The organism is Pseudomonas sp. NMS19W (genome assembly GCF_051554255.1).
Classification (GTDB): domain Bacteria; phylum Pseudomonadota; class Gammaproteobacteria; order Pseudomonadales; family Pseudomonadaceae; genus Aquipseudomonas; species Aquipseudomonas kribbensis.
Genome location: NZ_CP136718.1, coordinates 6,279,998 through 6,297,371 on the forward strand (window position 1 = coordinate 6,279,998; position 17,374 = coordinate 6,297,371).

Genomic DNA, 17,374 nt, shown 5'->3' on the forward strand with positions numbered 1-17,374 from the left:
TTCAGTGCGCCTTCTCAGAAGACTTCAAGTCCGGCGCACAGTTCGAAAAATGATCAGTTCTGCTCGTTCAACTTCAACAGCGGTTCCTGGAATCGCAACAAACGACCGGCATTGCCCAACACCAGCAATGTGCTGAGGTTGTGCAGGAGCGCAGCGATCATTGCCCCGGCCGCGCCCAACCAGCCGAAGGCGGCGAACACCACGATGGCCAGCGTCCAGCCCAGACCGATGATCACGTTCACCTGCAGCGTGCGCCGACACTGACGGCTGAGGCGCACACAGGTGCCGAGCCGGCGCAGGTCGCTGCCGATCAGCACGATGTCGGCGGACGCCAGCGCAATGTCCGCACCGCCCGCCCCCATCGCAACACCCACCACACCGGCCTTGAGTGCCAGCGAATCATTGATGCCGTCGCCGACCACCATCGGCCGGAAACCGTTGTCGATTTCTTTCAACACGCGATTGAGTTTGTCTTCGGGCAACGCCTGGGCTTCGACTTCATGCAGGCCGACATCACGGGCCAGAGTCTGCGCCACACTCTGACGGTCGCCGGTCAGCAGCAGTTGCCGACCGAGGCCCAACTCGCGCAGTTCGCTCAAGGCGAAGCGCGCTTCCGGTTTGACACTGTCGGCCAGCAACAGCCAGGCGAGGAATTCACCGTTCAACGCCAGGCCGGCAATCGGGCCGTCGTGATCGGGAATCGTTGTGGTCGGGATCCCCAGCTGCGCAAACAGCTCCGGACGACCCAGCGCTGCTTCGCCCTGCTCGGTTCTGGCGACCACACCCATACCTTGGCGTTCGTGAATGTCGGTCAGCACCAGCACGTTGTCCGCGTGGACCAGGCCTGCCAGCGCACGACTGACCGGGTGACTGCTGGCAGCGCCAAGACTGGCGGCCAGTGCCATCACCGAATCGTGATCCACCTGCGCGCTGTTGATCGACTGCAAACGCAATGTGCCGTAAGTCAGAGTGCCGGTCTTGTCCACCACCAACGATGTGAGGTCGGCCAGTTCTTCGAGGAACGCCGAACTGCGGATCAGAATCCCGTGCCGCGCCGCAACCGCCACACCGGCAATCGCCGTGGCCGGTGCCGACAACACCAGCGCACAAGGACAAGCTGCGACCAGCACCGCCAACATTGCCTGCGCATCGTTGGTGACAAACCAGGTCACCGCCGCCAGCAGCAACACCAGCACCATGTAGCTGCCGGCATAACGTTCCAGCAGCCGGGTGATCGGTGGCTTGGAGCGCTCGGCGTTCTGCATCAGGGCGATGACCTTGCCGAGGGTCGACTCATCACCGGTGCGGGTGACCTCGATACGCAGCAGGCCATCGAGGTTGATCGCCCCGCCGAACACGGTCATTCCGACGACCGCCTCCACGGGCACCGACTCACCGGTGATCGAGGCTGTGTCGAGACTCGCCTGGCCAGACAATACACGACCATCCGCTGGCACCCGATCGCCGGCGCGGACTTCAACGATGTCACCAGCCTTGAGCGTGCCGTTATCGACTTCGATGACTGTGCCGTCCGCCTGGATTTTTCGTGCATGGCTGCGAGTGAGTTGGCCCAGCGCATGAATCGCCTCCTGCGAGCCGATCACACTGCGCTCCTCCAGCACATGGCCGAAGATCATGATGATCGGCAACAGCGCGGCGGTCAGCAGATCCCCCGTGGCCCAGGCACCAAGCATCGCCAATGCGATCAACTGGTCGGTGATGCCGTGCAGGCTCGGATAGCGCAGGCTGAACCACGCCGAACGCATCACCGGCACCGCGACCAATAAAGAAGCAAAACCGAGCAGCAACTGACTGACCCCGGTTTGTTCCGGCATCAACCAGCGCCAGATCAGACCGAGCCCGAGCAGGCCGAGGGCGAGCATCGCCAGGGTCAACTGACGTGCAGCGCGGCGTTGCTCGGCCGAGGACAACAGGCTCGGGGCGGCGGTAGTGGCAGTCATTTACTGGCTCCCTGAATGATCAGGCGGGAATCGTCTTTCGGATCGACCGTAGTGACCGAACCGGCCTGGCCGAGAATTTTCGGTATCCGTTCGCGGTACAGACGCAGCAGCATTTGCGGGTCGGTGCCCTGCTGTCGGGCCTGAGCCAGACTCAGAACAGTGGCGGTATCCGCGGAGGCTTTCGCCAGACGCTCACCGGCCTGGGCGTGGGCCACCTGCAAGGTACGGTCGGCCAGTTCGTTGGCGGTCTGGGTGATTTTTTCAGCGTCGGTGCGGGCATTGGCCACCGCTTTGTCAGCCTGTTGGCTGGCGGTCAGCACGGCGTTGAAAGCACCGACGGCAGGCTCGGGCAGACTCGATTGCACATCGACCCGGGCCACTTCGACACCGATGCCCTGCCCGCTTGCCTTCAATTCAGCCAAGCGGTGATTGATGCCTTGCACCAGATCGCCGCGCAGCCGTTCACGTCGTTCGGCGGCTTGATTGTCAGCGCCGATCAGTTCCGGTCGCGCTACCAGAATGGTGTCCAGATCTCGCGCCGCTGTCAGGGCCACCGCGCTGCGGGTCACCAGCCGATCCAGTGCCGGCAGCACATGGTCGCCTTGCAGCACGAAATCATAGGGATCGGTGACCTTGTAGAACGCCCGCACATCCAGCTGCACCACCCCGGCATCACCGGTGAGCAAATAGCCGGAACCGGCCAGTGCATCGCTGATTGGCGTGGCGAATGTCGCGACGCGATCTGCCTGTATTGCAGCGGGACTGCGCAGCAGATTTTCCACGCGACGCTCGATGACCCGATCTGCCGCTGGCAACAAAACGACCTGTTCGAACGGCTGCGGCCAGGCCAATAACAACCCGGCATTCTGGATGCGATCCAGTGCGCCGAAATGCATGACCACCGCGCGATTCTGCGGATCGATCTGCCGCACATTGGAAAACGCCCAGGCCAACGCCGCCAGCACCGTCACCGCGTACAGGGCGAAAAATGCCAGACGCCCCGCCTGAATCCACGGACTGTTCAACGAATTTGTTCCACGTGGAACTTCACTCATGGCTGCGTTCCGCTCTTGCTTTCCAGAGTCGGCGGGCCGTCCACCAGCACACGGAATGGCGCGGCGTCGGTGCGCAGGATCAACTTGGTGTCCGGCGTCACGATGGTGCCGAGGGTGTCCAGTGAGCGCAGCAGGTTGTACAGCTGCGGCGATCCGGCATAAGCGCGGCCATAAATCTGCGCGGCTTCGACTCGCGATTGCGCTTCGATTTCAGCCGCTTTCACGGTCGCGTCAGCCTGGACGATTCGCGCATCACGCTCGGCGCCAGAACGAATCTGCGCCGCTTCACGCTTGCCGATGGCAGTGCGTTCAGTGGCGATGGTTTCACGCTCGGCGCGCATCCGGTCAACCGTTGCGGTGAGCGTCACCGACGGCAAGGTCAATCGCTCGATGCCCACTTGCACCACGCGCACGCCGTAAGTAGCGAGCAATTGCTGATCGATCTGCTGACGCAACTGCGCTTCGAAATCGGCGATGTGCACCTGACTGGCATCGGTATTCACCAGATTGGCCAGATCGAAACTGCTGGCGGTGGTCTCCAGTGCCGAGCCGACAAAAGTGCGAATCTGCCGCGCCGCTTCGTCCGGCTGGTTCTGCACTGCACGCATGAAACGCTGGACGTTTTCCGCATCGCCCTGCACCTGCCACGCGACATACGCTTGCACGATGATGCGCAAACCGTCGCGGGTACCGACGTCCTGCAAACCGCTGGAAGTGGTGCGCAGGCGCAGATCCACCGGAATCGCCGCTTCAAACGGCGCCGGCCAGCGCCAGCTCAGACCCGGATCCAGCAACACCCGAGACGGATTGCCAAAACGGGTTATCACCGTAGCTTCGCCGGAACGCACCTGCACCAGACTGGCCGCTGCGATGGCAAACGCCACCAGCAACACCGCCCAGCCCATGCGTCGCCACGGAAAAGGCCCCGCCTCTTCCGGTGCGCCATGATGGTGGTGATGATGCCCGTGATGGTGGTGGCCGCCATGAGCATGGTCGTGACCGCTGTGGTCATGGTGATCGTGAGTATGCGACTGGCTCAATGGGTGGCTCCTGGTTGAGCGGTGGTACGCGCCGGCGACGGGTCAGCCGGCAGCGTGAACGTACGCAGGTCAATGGTCGGCGCATTGCTGCTGCCGCCCAGACGATGGTCGAGCACCAACAGTTTGGCTTTTCCCAGTCCCTGACTGAGCTGGCTGAGGTATTGCTCCAGCACGAAGGCCTCGCCGGCGCTGGCGTAGGCTTTTTGCTCGGCGCTGAATTTCAGGTCCGCCGCGCGGGCGGTCGAGCTGGTTTCGTGGGCATTGGCGGTGGCTTGGTCGCGAGCAAGGCTCGCCTGCAACTGTGCCTGATTGCTCGCTTCGGCCGCCGACCCACGCTCGCGAGAGATCAACGCCTGGGCACCGATCTGCGCTGCTTGCACGCTGTGATAAGCGTTGGCCGCGCCGGCCGGTGGATGAATTGCTTCGACCACGGTGGCGAGAATCTCTACACCGCTGTCGAGTTTCTGCAGATCGCTTTGCACGGCTCGGCCGATCTCGTCAGCCAGCCCTACCCTGTCCTGCCCGAGTAAACCGTCGAGGGTGCGCGACGCAAAATCGTGGACCAGAATCCGGCTTGCGGTGCTGCGGATCAGCGTCGGTACATCCGCGCTGTTGTAAGTCGCGGCCAATGCCGCTTGATCGCTGAGGCCGATGCGGTAGACGAAACGCACGTCCATGTTGACGATCTGGAAGCTCTGTTGCTCGCCACGACTGCTGGCGATGACCTGGGATTTGTCGTTGACGTGGCTGGCATCCCACAAGCGATTGGCGGTGATCGGGGCCGGACCTTCTGCCGGATCCAGCTGAACCGGCGCGGGGTTCTCGCCGACGCTGGTCGCCAGTTCATGCACCACGCCATTCTCTACGCTCAACACCCGGCCCAATGGCCACGGCAGACCGGCATGCAAACCGGGGCCGAAGACCTGCACCGGTTTGCCGAAGCGCTCGTAGATGCCACGGCTTTGTAGTGGAATCTCATGAATGCCGGTGAGCAACCAGCCGACTGCCGCCACCAGCACCAACACCGGCAAAAACGCGCGACGCATATAGCTGAAAGCCCAGATCTGCCGCAGGTCGATACCGAAGCGATTGTGCAATTCGTGCTGCAACGCGAGCAGCGGTTGTGGTGGCCAACGCAGCAGATCGGCGACGAAACTGCGGGCCAGCAGCACCGGTTCGAGCTGTTCGCGACGTGGACTGAACAACGACAGCACCGCACGCAGCAGCAACTCCACCGCGACCAGCCCCGGCAGGATGCCGATCAGCACCGCCAGTCGCACGGGCCAGACCGAATTCTCGCTGGCGAACAACAAGCACAACGCGCCCAGCACCAGGCTGATGATGGTCACGCGCGTCAATTGCGCCAGCGCACCGGCCTCGGGCCATTGCGCCGGGTTTTCCTGAGCCAGTTGCCGCTCCAGCACCAGCAGACCGAACGCCAGCAGCAGCGCAATCGCCGCGCAGACAGAAGCGGACAACCCCACGGCAGTCGGTTGCAGCGTGAGATTCCACACCTGCTCGATGCCAAGCAACGCCAGCAGCGCCAGACCGCCCAGCCATAATGTCGCGGCACCGATCTGCCCCAGTACATGCAGGCTGCGGCGGCTCAGCCGATCCAGCAGCCGCTCGTACCAGCCGTCCGGCTCGGGCGTCTCGTCGACAGCAGGCACCGGGACCACCGGGTTGATCACCCGCGCTCGCCAATCGGTCACCCACCACGCCGATTGCAACCCGGCGACCAGCAGCAGCAACGCCGCGCTCAGATTGACCAACAGCGCCGGCCACAACGATTGCGAGGCGAACAGGCCAACAAAAAACGCCAGCACCACTCCGGCCACGGCCAACCCGCCGAGCCCCATGGCCAACCGGCGCAATCGGCGACCCTGGGCCGCCGCCTGCTGAAAGCGCGGCAAACCGGTCACTTGCGTGCCATCAACGTCCAGATCGACTTGCATATCCCCCCAAAACCCTTGGCTCACTGCTTAACTCGTTACGATATAACGAAAGCAGTGAAATATTTGTACTCAATTTCACATTCAAGGATGCCCAACCTGTCGCGTACCTGAAGCCTTGACCGAAATGTCCGGAAACGCACATATTACGTACGTAATTTTTAGCGATCCGCATTCTTCAGCCAGGAGTAAGCGCATGAGCAACTATGACGTAGTGATTCTGGGCGGTGGGCCCGGCGGTTATAACGCAGCGATCCGCGCCGGCCAGTTGGGCCTCAAGGCCGCTTGCGTAGAAGGCCGCGCCACGCTGGGCGGCACCTGCCTCAACGTCGGTTGCATGCCGTCCAAGGCGTTGTTGCACGCGTCCGAACTGTACGATGCGGCAATGGGCGCGGAATTCGCCAACCTCGGCATCGAGGTCAAACCGACGCTCAACCTCGCGCAAATGATGAAGCAGAAGGACGAAAGCGTCGCTGGCCTGACCAAAGGCATCGAGTTTCTGTTCCGCAAGAACAAGGTCGACTGGATCAAGGGCTGGGGCCATATCGACGGTCCCGGAAAAGTCAGCGTGACCGGCGATCAGGGCAGTCGCATCGAACTGACCGCCACCGACATCATCATCGCCACCGGTTCCGAGCCCACTCCCTGCCCGGCGTGGCGATCGACAACCAGCGCATTCTCGACTCCACCGGCGCGTTGTCCTTGAGCGAAGTGCCCAGACATCTGGTGGTAATCGGTGCCGGCGTGATCGGCCTCGAACTCGGCTCGGTCTGGCGGCGGCTCGGGGCGCAGGTGACGGTGGTGGAATACCTCGACCGCATCTGCCCGGGCGTGGATAGCGAGGCGGGCAAGACCCTGCAACGTTCGCTGAGCAAACAAGGCATCAGCTTTAAGCTGAGTTCAAAAGTCACCAGCGCAACGTCCTCCGCCAACGGCGTGCAACTGAGCATCGAACCGGCAGCCGGCGGCACCGCCGAACTGCTTGAAGCCGATTACGTGCTGGTCGCCATCGGTCGTCGCCCCTACACCCAAGGCCTGGGGCTGGAAAACGTCGGCCTCAGCACCGACAAGCGCGGCATGCTCGCCAACAAACACCATCGCACCGAAGCACCGGGCGTCTGGGTGATCGGCGATGTCACGTCAGGGCCGATGCTGGCGCACAAGGCCGAAGACGAAGCCATGGCCTGCATCGAGCAGATCGTCGGCAAGGCGGGCGAGGTCAACTACGACCTGATCCCGAACGTGATCTACACCCGACCGGAGCTGGCCAGCGTCGGCAAGACCGAGGAGCAGCTCAAGGCTGAAGGCCGGGCGTACAAGGTCGGCAAATTCCCGTTCACCGCCAACAGCCGGGCGAAGATCAATCACGAAACCGAAGGCTTTGCCAAAGTCCTCGCCGACGCGCACACCGACGAAGTCCTCGGCGTGCATCTGGTCGGCCCGAGTGTCAGCGAGATGATCGGCGAGTATTGCGTGGCCATGGAATTCAGCGCGTCGGCCGAAGACATCGCCCTGACCTGCCACCCTCACCCGACCCGTTCCGAGGCGCTGCGTCAGGCGGCCATGAATGTCGAGGGCCTGGCGACGCAGATGTAAGCAAGTATCAGGACGGCAAATGCCCCAGGGGCAACGCTCCTGGGGTCTTCACCGTATGAATCGCAAAATTGCTGCGAATATCGCTGACGCCTGGCAACTTCAGCAGACAACCGGTTAAAAAACGGTCGTAGGCGCGTAGATCCGGCACCACCACTTGCAGCAGAAAGTCCGATTCCCCGGACACCAGAAACGCCGAAATAACCTCCGGCAACGCCGTCACCGCCCGGTGAAACGCCTCGGCCTGTTCATCGTTGTGCCGCTCGACTTTGACTCCGACGAACACCGTCAGCCCCAGCCCCACTTCATCGCGATCCAGGTTCGCCTGATACCCGCGAATCACCCCGGCCTCCTCCAGCATCCGCACCCGGCGCAGGCACGGCGACGCGGACAAACCGATTTCGTCCGCCAGTTGCACGTTGCTCAGGCGCCCGTCCCGTTGCAGCGCGGCGAGAATCTTGCGATCGAAAGCGTCGAGTTTCATGGTTGGCAGATCCTGATGGTGTAACCGCTAAAAGAAAGCAGGTTATGCCAATCCACGAGGTTATAGAAGCGAACTACGCAAGCACCTGCCCTGCCCCTCGGTCATAGACTGATTGCACCGAATCGACAACGAAAGGGGTGCGACATGGCGAGTCTCTGGCTGTTTTTCCTGGCTTTGGCGGTGGTCTATCTACTGCCCGGCCCGGACATGATCCTGCTGTTGCAGACCGGTGCCCGCCAGGGTCGCGGCGCAGCGCTGGCCACGGCGGTGGGTCTGGCGGTTGCCCGAGGTTGTCATGTTGCGCTCGCGGCGTTGGGGCTGGCGGCGCTGTTCAAGGCTGCGCCGTGGACGTTCGATGCGGTGCGGATGGCCGGGGCGGCGTACTTGCTGTGGATCGGCATTCAATGCCTGCGCACCACGCTGCTGCCGGATCTGAACGCCGGCACCGTAACGGACTGCCAGGGTCAGTGGCGCGCAGCGATCCGTCGCGGCCTGCTGACCAACCTGCTCAACCCGAAAGCCTTGCTGTTTTGCTCGGTGCTTCTGCCGCAATTCATCGTGGCGGATGGCGCACCGGTGCTGACGCAGTTTGCGGTGCTCGGCGCGATGCTGGTGGCCGCAGGATTGCTGTTCGACAGCGCCTATGCCTTGCTCGGCACGGCGTTGGGCCGCTGGCTGAAACACAGCCCGACGGCCCAACGGGTGCAGCAGTGGTTATTCGGCAGCCTGTTGATCGGCTTTGCCGTGCGCCTGACGTTCGTGCAGCAGGCTTAGGCTTTGCGGGCCTTGCGCTGACGGCGGGTAACCAGCAACAACGCAACGGCCGTGAACGCGACAATCGCACCGATCACCGGCCACTTGTAGGGCCGCAGAGTCGAACGCACCGAGTCGGTCACCTGGGTGACATAGCGCTTGTCGGCATTTTCGAAGTCCGGATACGGGCACTGATGACCGAAATCCACGGCCCATGGAACGTAAGGCCCTTCATCGACATAGCGCTTGTACAACGCACTTTGCTCTTCCAGGCTGCTGTTCCATCCGGCGGCCGAACACAGCACGGCGGCGAATGCCTGGCTGGTGTGCGGCAGGTTATCCGCCGCACGACTGGCCAGCGCCGTGGCAACGAACCGGTAGTGATAGCGCTCATCCGGCTGCGCTTCACTGGCCTTCTGCCGTTGCACCTCGGCTTCGCTCACCAGCGGCCCGACTTTCAGCTCGGGGGTTTCCAGGCTGTAGTTGCCGCCGAAGGTCGCGTAATCCGGGGCCATTTCGTAGCCCAGAATATCCATGCCCCACTCGCGGGCCGTCCACGCGGCATTGAACAGCGCACTGGCACGCTTGGTCGGCCACCACGCCGAATCGGCTTTCAGGCGTTGCTGGCCGTAGAGTCGGGCCTTGTGCTGCAGATCGGGATTGTCGAAATAGCCGACCGCCTCTTCGTAGTGACCCTCACGCAACAAGCGTCGACCCAGCAGATTACGCAGGCTCGCGGCCACCGGCAGCGGCACGTAATTGTCGCGATCCTTCTGGCTAAGCGCGGGCGGCGCCGGAACCTTGGCATCGACATACTGCTTGAGCTCATCAAGCGTCAGGACCCGCTCGGCCACGGTCGCGGCGTCGAACCAGTAAATGCTCTGGCTGCGATACAACTGATCGAACGCCTGCAGATACTCGCCACGTTGCAGCGCCAGAATCGCGCTTTCACCTTCGACCCGGCATTTGGGCTGAAGGGATTCCAGATTCCAGTCGGCGGTACGCCGTTCACCCCAGGACTCGTCCTGCGGGAAGGCTTGCGCGGCTTTGGCATAAGCCGCTGCAGCGGCGTTTTTATCACCGTCGCGTACCGCCAGTTTCGCCCGCAGCCACCACGCCAGGCCACTGTCACCGGCGTGTTCGAGGAATGCCTTGGCGCTGGCGTAATCACCCTGTTGATAATTCATGGCCGCCAGACGATCCGCGTTATCGAGGCTGCCACGGGTACTTTCCTGCAAGGCCTTGATCAGCTTTTTCTGATTCGGTGGTTCATCGCCGAACGACCAGCCGATCCGGCTGATCAGCGACGCAGTCACCAATTGCTGCACCGCTTTGCCACGCAGCAACTTTTCCAGCCGATCTTCGGGTTCTTCGGCCAGATCGTTCATCAACAGCTTCAACGAGCTGTAGCCAACGTTCGAACCGTGCAGGTTTTGCGTGGCATAGAGTTCGATGGCCTTGTCCCAACTGCCCGCCGTGCGTAGCGCTCGTGCTTCTTCGCCGAGGCTGGCCACGCCCAGCTCCAGCGGATCGCTGAAACCGTCGATGCTCAGTTGCCGCGTCTGGCGGAAGGCTTCGATGGCGTTTTCCAACGCCTCGAGCGCATCACCCGCTTCGCTGCTCATGGCGAAGAACGCCCGGCCCAGCGAGTAAGCGGCCCAGGTGCTGCGCAGCGCGCGTTGATCGGCCGGCAGCGCCAGCAACTGGCGGAAATACTCGACCGCCAGTTGATGATCACCGGCACCGAACGCCACGGCGCCCGCCACATACAGACGCAGTTCCGCCGGCAGGCTCGCGCCCTGCTCCTCGACCTGACGCGCATCGGTGAGGCTGCGCAGTTGTTTGACCAGCGCCTGCTGCTCCGCGCTCAGGCCAAGCTGCTCGGCCTTCTCGCGCAACTCAGCGGGCTCCTTCGGTTCGCCATAGATGTCGTCCGGGTTGTAGGTGACCGCCGTGACGTTCTTCAGCCCGGGAATGGCTTTGCCGAGGCGACTGATCTCGAACCTGAAGTTGCCCTCCGGCAGTTCCGTCAGGGATTGTCCGCGATCGTCGAGCAGACGCATCGGGAAATCCGGGCCGCAGGCCAGCGCCGAGCCCAGCGGCAGGCTGAGGCTCAGGCAAAGCAGGTGGCGGGGCCAGTTACGGGTCAACATGCGAACCTCCTTGATCAATATTTGCGCAACGTGCCCAACCGATCGCACGCTGCCCGCCCGCCGGCAATCGGCCGTCGCGCAAGCGGGTGAAGGTAAGCAGATCCGCAGTCTGTTGCAATGCATAACCGGCCAGCGCATCGGCGCCGTCGCAGTCCCGTGCCTTGACGGTGATGCGCGCGGGCCAGGCGCTGTCCAGGTTGCCGACGTTACGCAGGGCGATGTCTTGCAGGCCGTTGTGTTCAGTGAACGTCAGGCCGAGCTGGCTGCTCAACGCATCGCCTCGGGCGACCGCCCGCAGCGTGCTCAGACTCCAGGCCCGGCGGTCGTTGGCCAGCGGCAGGCGAAACCAGATCAGACCGGCCAGATGCGCCGGGCGATCCTCGCGTAATTCACTGGCCAGCCGGCTCAGTTGCTGCGGATCGGCAAGCAACTCGCGTCGCTCGCCGCTGCGTTCCAGTGTGACTTCACTCTCCACCACCGGAGCGCCACCGGCGTCCGGCAACAGCGCCACGCCATAGGCCGGCAGCGCCAGGTAGAACGGTCTGTCGGTCACCCTCCCCCAGGCGTTGGCCCAGCGCCGGGCCTGCTCGGGGTCGAACAGACCTCGACGGGGATCGCTGACGGCGTGCACCTGCAACACACTGCTGTCGACGGTCGCCAGCAGCGTCGGCAATTGCGGGCTGTCGAGCCAGGCGGGTAACGCAGTAATGCTCAGTGGCAGGTTGGCCGGCAATGCGCCGCGCAAGTGAGTAAGGAATTCGGTGTAAGCCGGCAATCGGGCATTGCCGGCGTCATGGTCGATCTCGACGCCGCTCAAGGTCAGTCCCTGCCCTTGCCAGTCGGCGAGCACCTGCAGGATCTGCGCCGTGACGGCTTGCTGGTCGAGCGCCTTGAGCTGGCCGTCGAGGCGAATCACCGCAATCAACGGTCGGGCATCCTGCTTCAGCAGCGCGGAATCGACGCGTGCCCGATTCCATCCGGCATTCGGGAAGGCTTGCAGCGCCAGCACCCGAAGCGTCGAGAAGGCGCCATGACTGTCCTTCAGGGCGAGTTCATGGGCCGACGTCCATTGCCTTTGCCAGACGTAGAGTTGCTGATCGAGTGGCGCGGCATCCTGGCGTTCACAACCACACAGCAGCAACACCGCCACCACGGCTGACCACCCGATAAAAAAGCGCATACCTTGCAGATCCCTGAGACATCAGGCTGCAAGGTTACACAAAAGCACTCAGGGCTTGCGGGCGATGATCACCTGACTTTTCGCCACCACCGCATCCAGTGCCTGCTTGATCTGCGCGCCGCGCGGCGAATCGAGCACCGCTTGCCAGGTCTCGGCCCAATGGTTGAGCAGCGGATGATCCGGGTTGCTGAATTCGACCTTGGCTTCCCAGAACAGCATCATCCACATCGACCAGTAAAACCCGTACTGGCTGTGGCTGATGATCTCCAGCCCTGCCTCGCTGACCATCGCCTTGAATTGCTCTTCACTGATGATGCGAATGTGGTTGGGCTTCTGGAAATACTCCGGCGCCGCGATGTCTTTCTGCAGATCTTCGGAACTGGGGTGCGGCACGCTCAGCAGGTACAGCGCACCCGATTGGCCGACACGTACCAGTTCGGCAAGGAACTGTGCCGGGTCATCAACGTGTTCGATGACTTCGGTGGAGACCACGCGCGTGGCGGTGCCATCGGCGATCGGCAGCGGGTTGCAGTCGGTGACGTGGCACTCGACGCCGCGGGCCGGTGTATCGCTCAAGCGCTGGCGGGTGGCTTCGACCTTGGCGCCGTCGATGTCGGCGATGATGATTTTCGCCCCGCGCATGCCGCAGAAATGGACGTTGCCACCGTCGCCACAACCGACGTCGAGCAAGGTGTCATCGGCGGTCACCGGGAAGCCTTTGAACAGCTCGCCGGTCTCCTGGTTGAACCAGCCGCTGAGCATTGCATCGTGCAGGCCGAGCATATACGGATCGACTTTGTCGGCAGCAGGCTGCGCGGCTACCGGGACGGACGTCGGCGCCGTGAGTTTCTTCAAAAGGCTCAGCATGAGGTGGCTCCAGAGGATGGGACGGCGTTGCGCGATGTACCGAGACGCCGCACCAGGGCGGCGCCGCGATTGCGCATCGGCATTTCGATGAAACGATAATTCAGCTCGCTGAGCAGCACGATCAGGCCACCGGCAATCAGCAGCGTCACGACCGGATGCCCCGCCGGGCTCGGCAGACCGGCACTCTGCAATCGGAAGATCAGTTCACGCACCAGTTGATAGGCCGGGATGTGGATCAGATACATGCCGTAGGAACGGCTGCCGATCCATGCCATCAACCGCTGCAATCGACCGGCCGGCAGCAGGTAGTCGCGGTTGTACGAAGCGATCCATACCAGCAAAGCGCCGAGCACGGCTATTGCGCCGATGCGCCAGGAAACGAAGGTAAAGCGGTCGGTGGCCATGTAGCTCAACAGCAACGCCAGCACGACCAGTGCAGACACTCCGGCCCACGGGCGGCGCAGGAAGGTCGGCTCCCACCGCCGCCAGGACGGCTGCAGGCTCCACATCGCCAGCAACACGCCGAGAGCCAGCGCATCGGTACGAATCACCATCAGTATCGGCGTGCGCAGGGTAAACAATTGCACCGCGACCAGCGCCAGCAACGCCCAGACAAGACGCTTGCGAAACACCAGAATCAGCAGCGGGAACAGCAGATAGAACTGCTCTTCCAGCGACAGGCTCCAGTACACGAAACTGCTGCCGTACTCGTAATGAAAAAAGCTGTCGGCAAAGCGAAAGTTGGCGTACTGCAACACGCCGGCCAGCGTCGCTTGCAGGTTGGCGTGCAACGTGCCGAAAGCCCCGGAGCGATTGAGAAACACGCATGCGAGCAACATCAGGGCCAGCCATAGCCAGGCCGACGGCAACAGGCGGAAGGCCCGTCGCAGCCAGAAGTTGCGCGTCTGCTCCCAGTATTCCTGACGGGTCGAACAACCTTGCAGCGCCGGGATCAGGCTGCGGGCGATGACAAATCCGGAGATCGCGAAAAACAGGTCGACGCCCCACCAGGGCTGGGCCCAGGCGTGGATTTTTTCCAGCAATGGCACCGGGTCGGTGAACAGGCTGCCCTGCATATGATGAATCAGCACACCCAGCACTGCGATCGCTCGCAGTACTTCGATGTCCAGGATTCGTTTGCCGCTCATGCCCGGGACACCGTTGTGTCTGCAGCGGCCCGGTGCTCGAACAACTGCGCCAGAAAGACCTGCAAACGCTGCTCGGCCACCGCCTGGCTGCAGAATCCCTGCAGGCTGCTGACCGCCCCGGCGGCCATTTGCGCATATCGCTGCGGATCGTGTTTCGCGACCTCATAACTGTTGCGATAGGCGACGCAGACCGACGCCCAGTTGGTCATGTAGCGCAATGTGCGGAACGCCTTGCGCGGATCGTGAGGCCATGCGGTGAGTTCGTCCGTGGACTCGACCAGGAACGCGTTGTCTTCGCTCAGGTAATCGATCATCGCCGTGGTGCGCGGTGCCACCGCCGGTTTGCCGCAGGACATGAACTCCATCAGCGGCAGGCATTGGCCTTCGCCGTAGGACGTATTCACCACGTAGCGAGTGGCCTGAACCAGACGCTCGTAGTCCACATCCGCGAGGTAGCCGTAGATCAGTACGATACGGCAGCGATACGACTGGTTTTTGTACAAGTGATGAAGAATGTCGCTGAGGGCTTCCTCGGCATCGTGGTAAGTGAGTTTGAGCACCAGGGTGGCGTCTTCAACATCACGGAAAGTCACGCAGAACGCACTGAGCATGTCTTCCCAGTTCTTGCGCCCGTCGCCGGGGTTGAACACCGAGGTGTACACCACGCCATCCAGCAGCAACTCCTGCTCACGAACCGGCGCCTCAAAGTCGATGCCCTGGCCACGGCGCAGAGGCTTCGGGGCGAAAGCGTCGAGATCGAGTTCACGACTGTCGGCCACCAGCCCTTTGATTTTCAGGCGTACCGGCCCTGTCTGGGACTGACCTTGCAGTTGCACACCGCGGGCTGCGAAGCGGTCCCACACCGGTGCCGGCACCGCGACAATCGGGTAGTCGGCGCCCATGGCTTCGCGCACAGCGTGGACCGTGTAGCTGGAGTGAGTGATTGCCGCCCCGCAGGTGCTCAGCACCGTGCGCCAGTCGTTGCGTGGTTCGCCGTCGAAAGGCTCGTTGGGGATGGTGCTGAACTCCCAGGCGAACACCGGCAATGTCGGGCACGCCAGATGGATCGGCGTGCGATGCGGCGGCGAGAACGACAGGAACACACACGGTTCGCCTCGGGCCAGACATTCCAGGTACAGCGCATCGACTTCGCGGGCCGGGTCCGTCACTTCCACCACCCGCCCGAGGCGCTCGAGCACCGGTCGGTATTCCTTGAGCACGAAGTAATAGCTGTACTCGGAACGGCCGAGGTTCTGCGCGATGGTGTGCTGGTTGGTTTCCGAATGAATGATGATCAGCATGAGGCGTTGTCCGTCACGGGTGCGGTATCGACAACCGCTGGCACCAGGCCGAAGAAGTCCGCCAGGCGCTGTTGCACCGGGGCGAAGGCACAGTAGTCGTGCATGCGCTCGACGGCGGCAACCGACATTCGGCGATAGTCCTGCGGTTGCGTCCTGGCCATCCGGTAACTGTTTTCGTAGGCACTTTTGAGCGAGCCCCAGTCCGGTCGATAGCGCAGGGTGCGATAGAGGATGCGTGTGTCCTGGGGCCAGATCGTCAGTTCTTCGCTGGACTTGACGACGAAGGCCACCGAGTCGTCGATGTAGTCCTCCATGGCCGTGTGATCCGGAGCGATCACCGGTTTGCCGCTGGACATGAACTCCATCAGCGGCAGGCACAGGCCTTCGCAACGTGACGCGTTGACGTAAAAACTGGCGGCCTGGTAGAGCCGCGCATATTGCGGATCGTCCAGATAGCCGTGCAGCACCAGCACCCGGCAGGCGAACGGTGTCAGTTGCGCGAGCAGGGTCATCAGTTCGCTGTAGTAGGACGCCAGATCGTTCTGGGTGATCTTCAGCACCAGCGTCGCGTCAGGTGTTTCGCGAAAGGCCCAGCAGAACGCCGTGATCAGTTGATGCCAGTTCTTGCGGCCATCCCTGGGGTTGAACACGGTGACGTAGATCACGCCCTCGACCGTGGTTTCAACCACTGCGGTCGTGTCCGGCAACTCCAGTGGCGGTGGTTCGACTATTGCCACTTCGTGGGGCCCGGCAATGTTCGGCAGGCGCCGTTCGAGCCAGGCATGGACCGGGTCCGGCATCAGATCGCGAAAGCCTTCCCAGTATCCGTGATGCAAATACTTAACGCGGGGCATTGGCTCGGGTTGGTCGCCCGGATTCAACACCCACAGACGCAGATAGTGACGGGCAATCACCAGGCGACGCTTGAAGGTCAGGGGTGGCGGGCGGTGCGCCTCGATCTCGGCCAGTTGCTCGGCGGTCAGCGGTTTGGGCAACAGATCATCGGCGGACAATCCCAACGTGCGGCTATCGAAGATACAGCCCTTGATCGCCAGGCTTGCACCGCAATTGATCGGCGCACTGACATGCTGCTCACGAATGGCCGCGAAGTTTTCCCATAGCGGTGTCGGCAATACCAGAACCGGAAAATCTTCGCCCATGGCCCGGCGGATCGCCCGGGCGGTGTGGCTCGACAGCGTGATGACCTGTCCTTGCCGTGCGAGCATCTGCGTCCAGTCCTGACGCTGATCGCCGTCCCACGACTCATCGGGGATGGAGTCGAACTCCCAGGCAATCACGCAGATCGTCGGGCACTCCAGATCGGCCGGCGTATTTTGTGGCGGAGTGAAGGACAGGAAAACGCTGCTTTCCCCGGCGGCGAGCAATTGTCGATAGAGCGGGTCGACCTCGGCGCTGGTGGACACCACATGCACCCGTCCCAGGCTTTCGAGTACCGGGCGATAGGCCTTGAGCACGAAGTAATAGCTGTATTCGGGACGCCCGAGACTCTGGCTGATGGAGCGGTCGTTGACGTCCGAGTAGAGAATGAAATTCATGGCATCCCACGCTGCGACCACCATCCCGGCAGCCTCACGCTATGACGGCCAGGCATCGGATCGGGTCGGCATGGCCGGCATTCGTCCCGTGTGCTGGAGCACGTCTTCGTTCTTGTTTTATGGGTCGGTTGCGCCGTGTTGCGCGAGCACTCAGGCAACGCTCGGCCAACCGCTACGAGGGGCATTCTAAACACATCCGTTCAAGGTTCGTGAACCGCCCGGCAAGAAAAAACCGGACTAAGCTGACGAGAACTGACCGGTCACGGTTTGGTCAGTTGAAATTGCTGCGCAATTGGCACAGATTGGTAACCAAACAACTACAACAACGACT

Annotated in this window: 12 protein-coding genes and 1 pseudogene; 2 read left to right on the top strand and 11 right to left on the bottom strand. The window is 62.5% G+C overall.

Going from position 1 to position 17,374, the window contains the following annotated elements:
* Positions 1–53: 53 nt before the first annotated feature.
* Genes R1A29_RS28920 through hflK (R1A29_RS28935) form a run of 4 tightly spaced genes read right to left on the bottom strand, consistent with a single transcriptional unit; the run spans position 54 to position 6,011 of the window.
* Entirely contained in the window at positions 54–1,961 is a 1,908-nt protein-coding gene (locus R1A29_RS28920) for a heavy metal translocating P-type ATPase (protein WP_438300221.1), read from the bottom strand.
* A complete protein-coding gene (gene hflK / locus R1A29_RS28925) occupies positions 1,958–3,016 on the bottom strand; it encodes a protease modulator HflK (protein WP_438300222.1) in 1,059 nt (352 codons plus the stop codon). The genes R1A29_RS28920 and hflK (R1A29_RS28925) overlap by 4 nt, the downstream gene beginning before the upstream one ends.
* Complete coding sequence (hflC, locus tag R1A29_RS28930; RefSeq protein WP_438300223.1) at positions 3,013–4,056, bottom strand: protease modulator HflC; 1,044 nt, start codon at positions 4,054–4,056, stop codon at positions 3,013–3,015. Before hflC ends, hflK (R1A29_RS28925) begins: the two co-directional genes overlap by 4 nt.
* Entirely contained in the window at positions 4,053–6,011 is a 1,959-nt protein-coding gene (gene hflK, locus R1A29_RS28935) for a protease modulator HflK (protein ID WP_438302103.1), read from the bottom strand. The genes hflC and hflK (R1A29_RS28935) overlap by 4 nt, the downstream gene beginning before the upstream one ends.
* Positions 6,012–6,204: 193 nt before the next feature.
* On the opposite strand from hflK (R1A29_RS28935), the pseudogene lpdA reads away from it, so the two are divergent.
* A pseudogene (gene lpdA / locus R1A29_RS28940) lies at positions 6,205–7,604 on the top strand (dihydrolipoyl dehydrogenase).
* A gap of 7 nt (positions 7,605–7,611) precedes the next feature.
* Here the strand turns inward: lpdA and R1A29_RS28945 are convergent.
* Positions 7,612–8,085 carry an Lrp/AsnC family transcriptional regulator gene (locus R1A29_RS28945; RefSeq protein ID WP_007954205.1) on the bottom strand — a complete coding sequence of 158 codons (474 nt, stop codon included), beginning with the start codon at positions 8,083–8,085 and terminating at the stop codon, positions 7,612–7,614.
* A gap of 144 nt (positions 8,086–8,229) precedes the next feature.
* Here R1A29_RS28945 and R1A29_RS28950 point away from each other — a divergent pair, with 144 nt between their 5' ends.
* Complete coding sequence (locus R1A29_RS28950) at positions 8,230–8,859, top strand: LysE family translocator (protein ID WP_438300224.1); 630 nt, start codon at positions 8,230–8,232, stop codon at positions 8,857–8,859.
* Here R1A29_RS28950 and R1A29_RS28955 read toward each other — a convergent pair.
* Genes R1A29_RS28955 through R1A29_RS28980 form a run of 6 tightly spaced genes read right to left on the bottom strand, consistent with a single transcriptional unit; the run spans position 8,856 to position 17,043 of the window.
* The gene (locus R1A29_RS28955) at positions 8,856–10,991 is read right to left on the bottom strand and encodes a hypothetical protein (RefSeq protein ID WP_438300225.1); all 2,136 of its coding nucleotides are present in this window, start codon (positions 10,989–10,991) and stop codon (positions 8,856–8,858) included. The genes R1A29_RS28950 and R1A29_RS28955 overlap by 4 nt on opposite strands.
* Entirely contained in the window at positions 10,978–12,171 is a 1,194-nt protein-coding gene (locus R1A29_RS28960; protein WP_438300226.1) for a DUF3142 domain-containing protein, read from the bottom strand. The genes R1A29_RS28955 and R1A29_RS28960 overlap by 14 nt, the downstream gene beginning before the upstream one ends.
* Positions 12,172–12,219: 48 nt before the next feature.
* Complete coding sequence (locus R1A29_RS28965; RefSeq protein ID WP_367255368.1) at positions 12,220–13,038, bottom strand: class I SAM-dependent methyltransferase; 819 nt, start codon at positions 13,036–13,038, stop codon at positions 12,220–12,222.
* A complete protein-coding gene (locus R1A29_RS28970; protein WP_438300227.1) occupies positions 13,032–14,186 on the bottom strand; it encodes an acyltransferase family protein in 1,155 nt (384 codons plus the stop codon). Before R1A29_RS28970 ends, R1A29_RS28965 begins: the two co-directional genes overlap by 7 nt.
* Positions 14,183–15,487 carry a glycosyltransferase gene (locus R1A29_RS28975; protein ID WP_438300228.1) on the bottom strand — a complete coding sequence of 435 codons (1,305 nt, stop codon included), beginning with the start codon at positions 15,485–15,487 and terminating at the stop codon, positions 14,183–14,185. The genes R1A29_RS28970 and R1A29_RS28975 overlap by 4 nt, the downstream gene beginning before the upstream one ends.
* Positions 15,481–17,043, bottom strand: coding sequence for a glycosyltransferase (locus R1A29_RS28980; RefSeq protein ID WP_438300229.1), 1,563 nt, complete (start codon positions 17,041–17,043; stop codon positions 15,481–15,483). The genes R1A29_RS28975 and R1A29_RS28980 overlap by 7 nt, the downstream gene beginning before the upstream one ends.
* Positions 17,044–17,374: the final 331 nt, after the last annotated feature.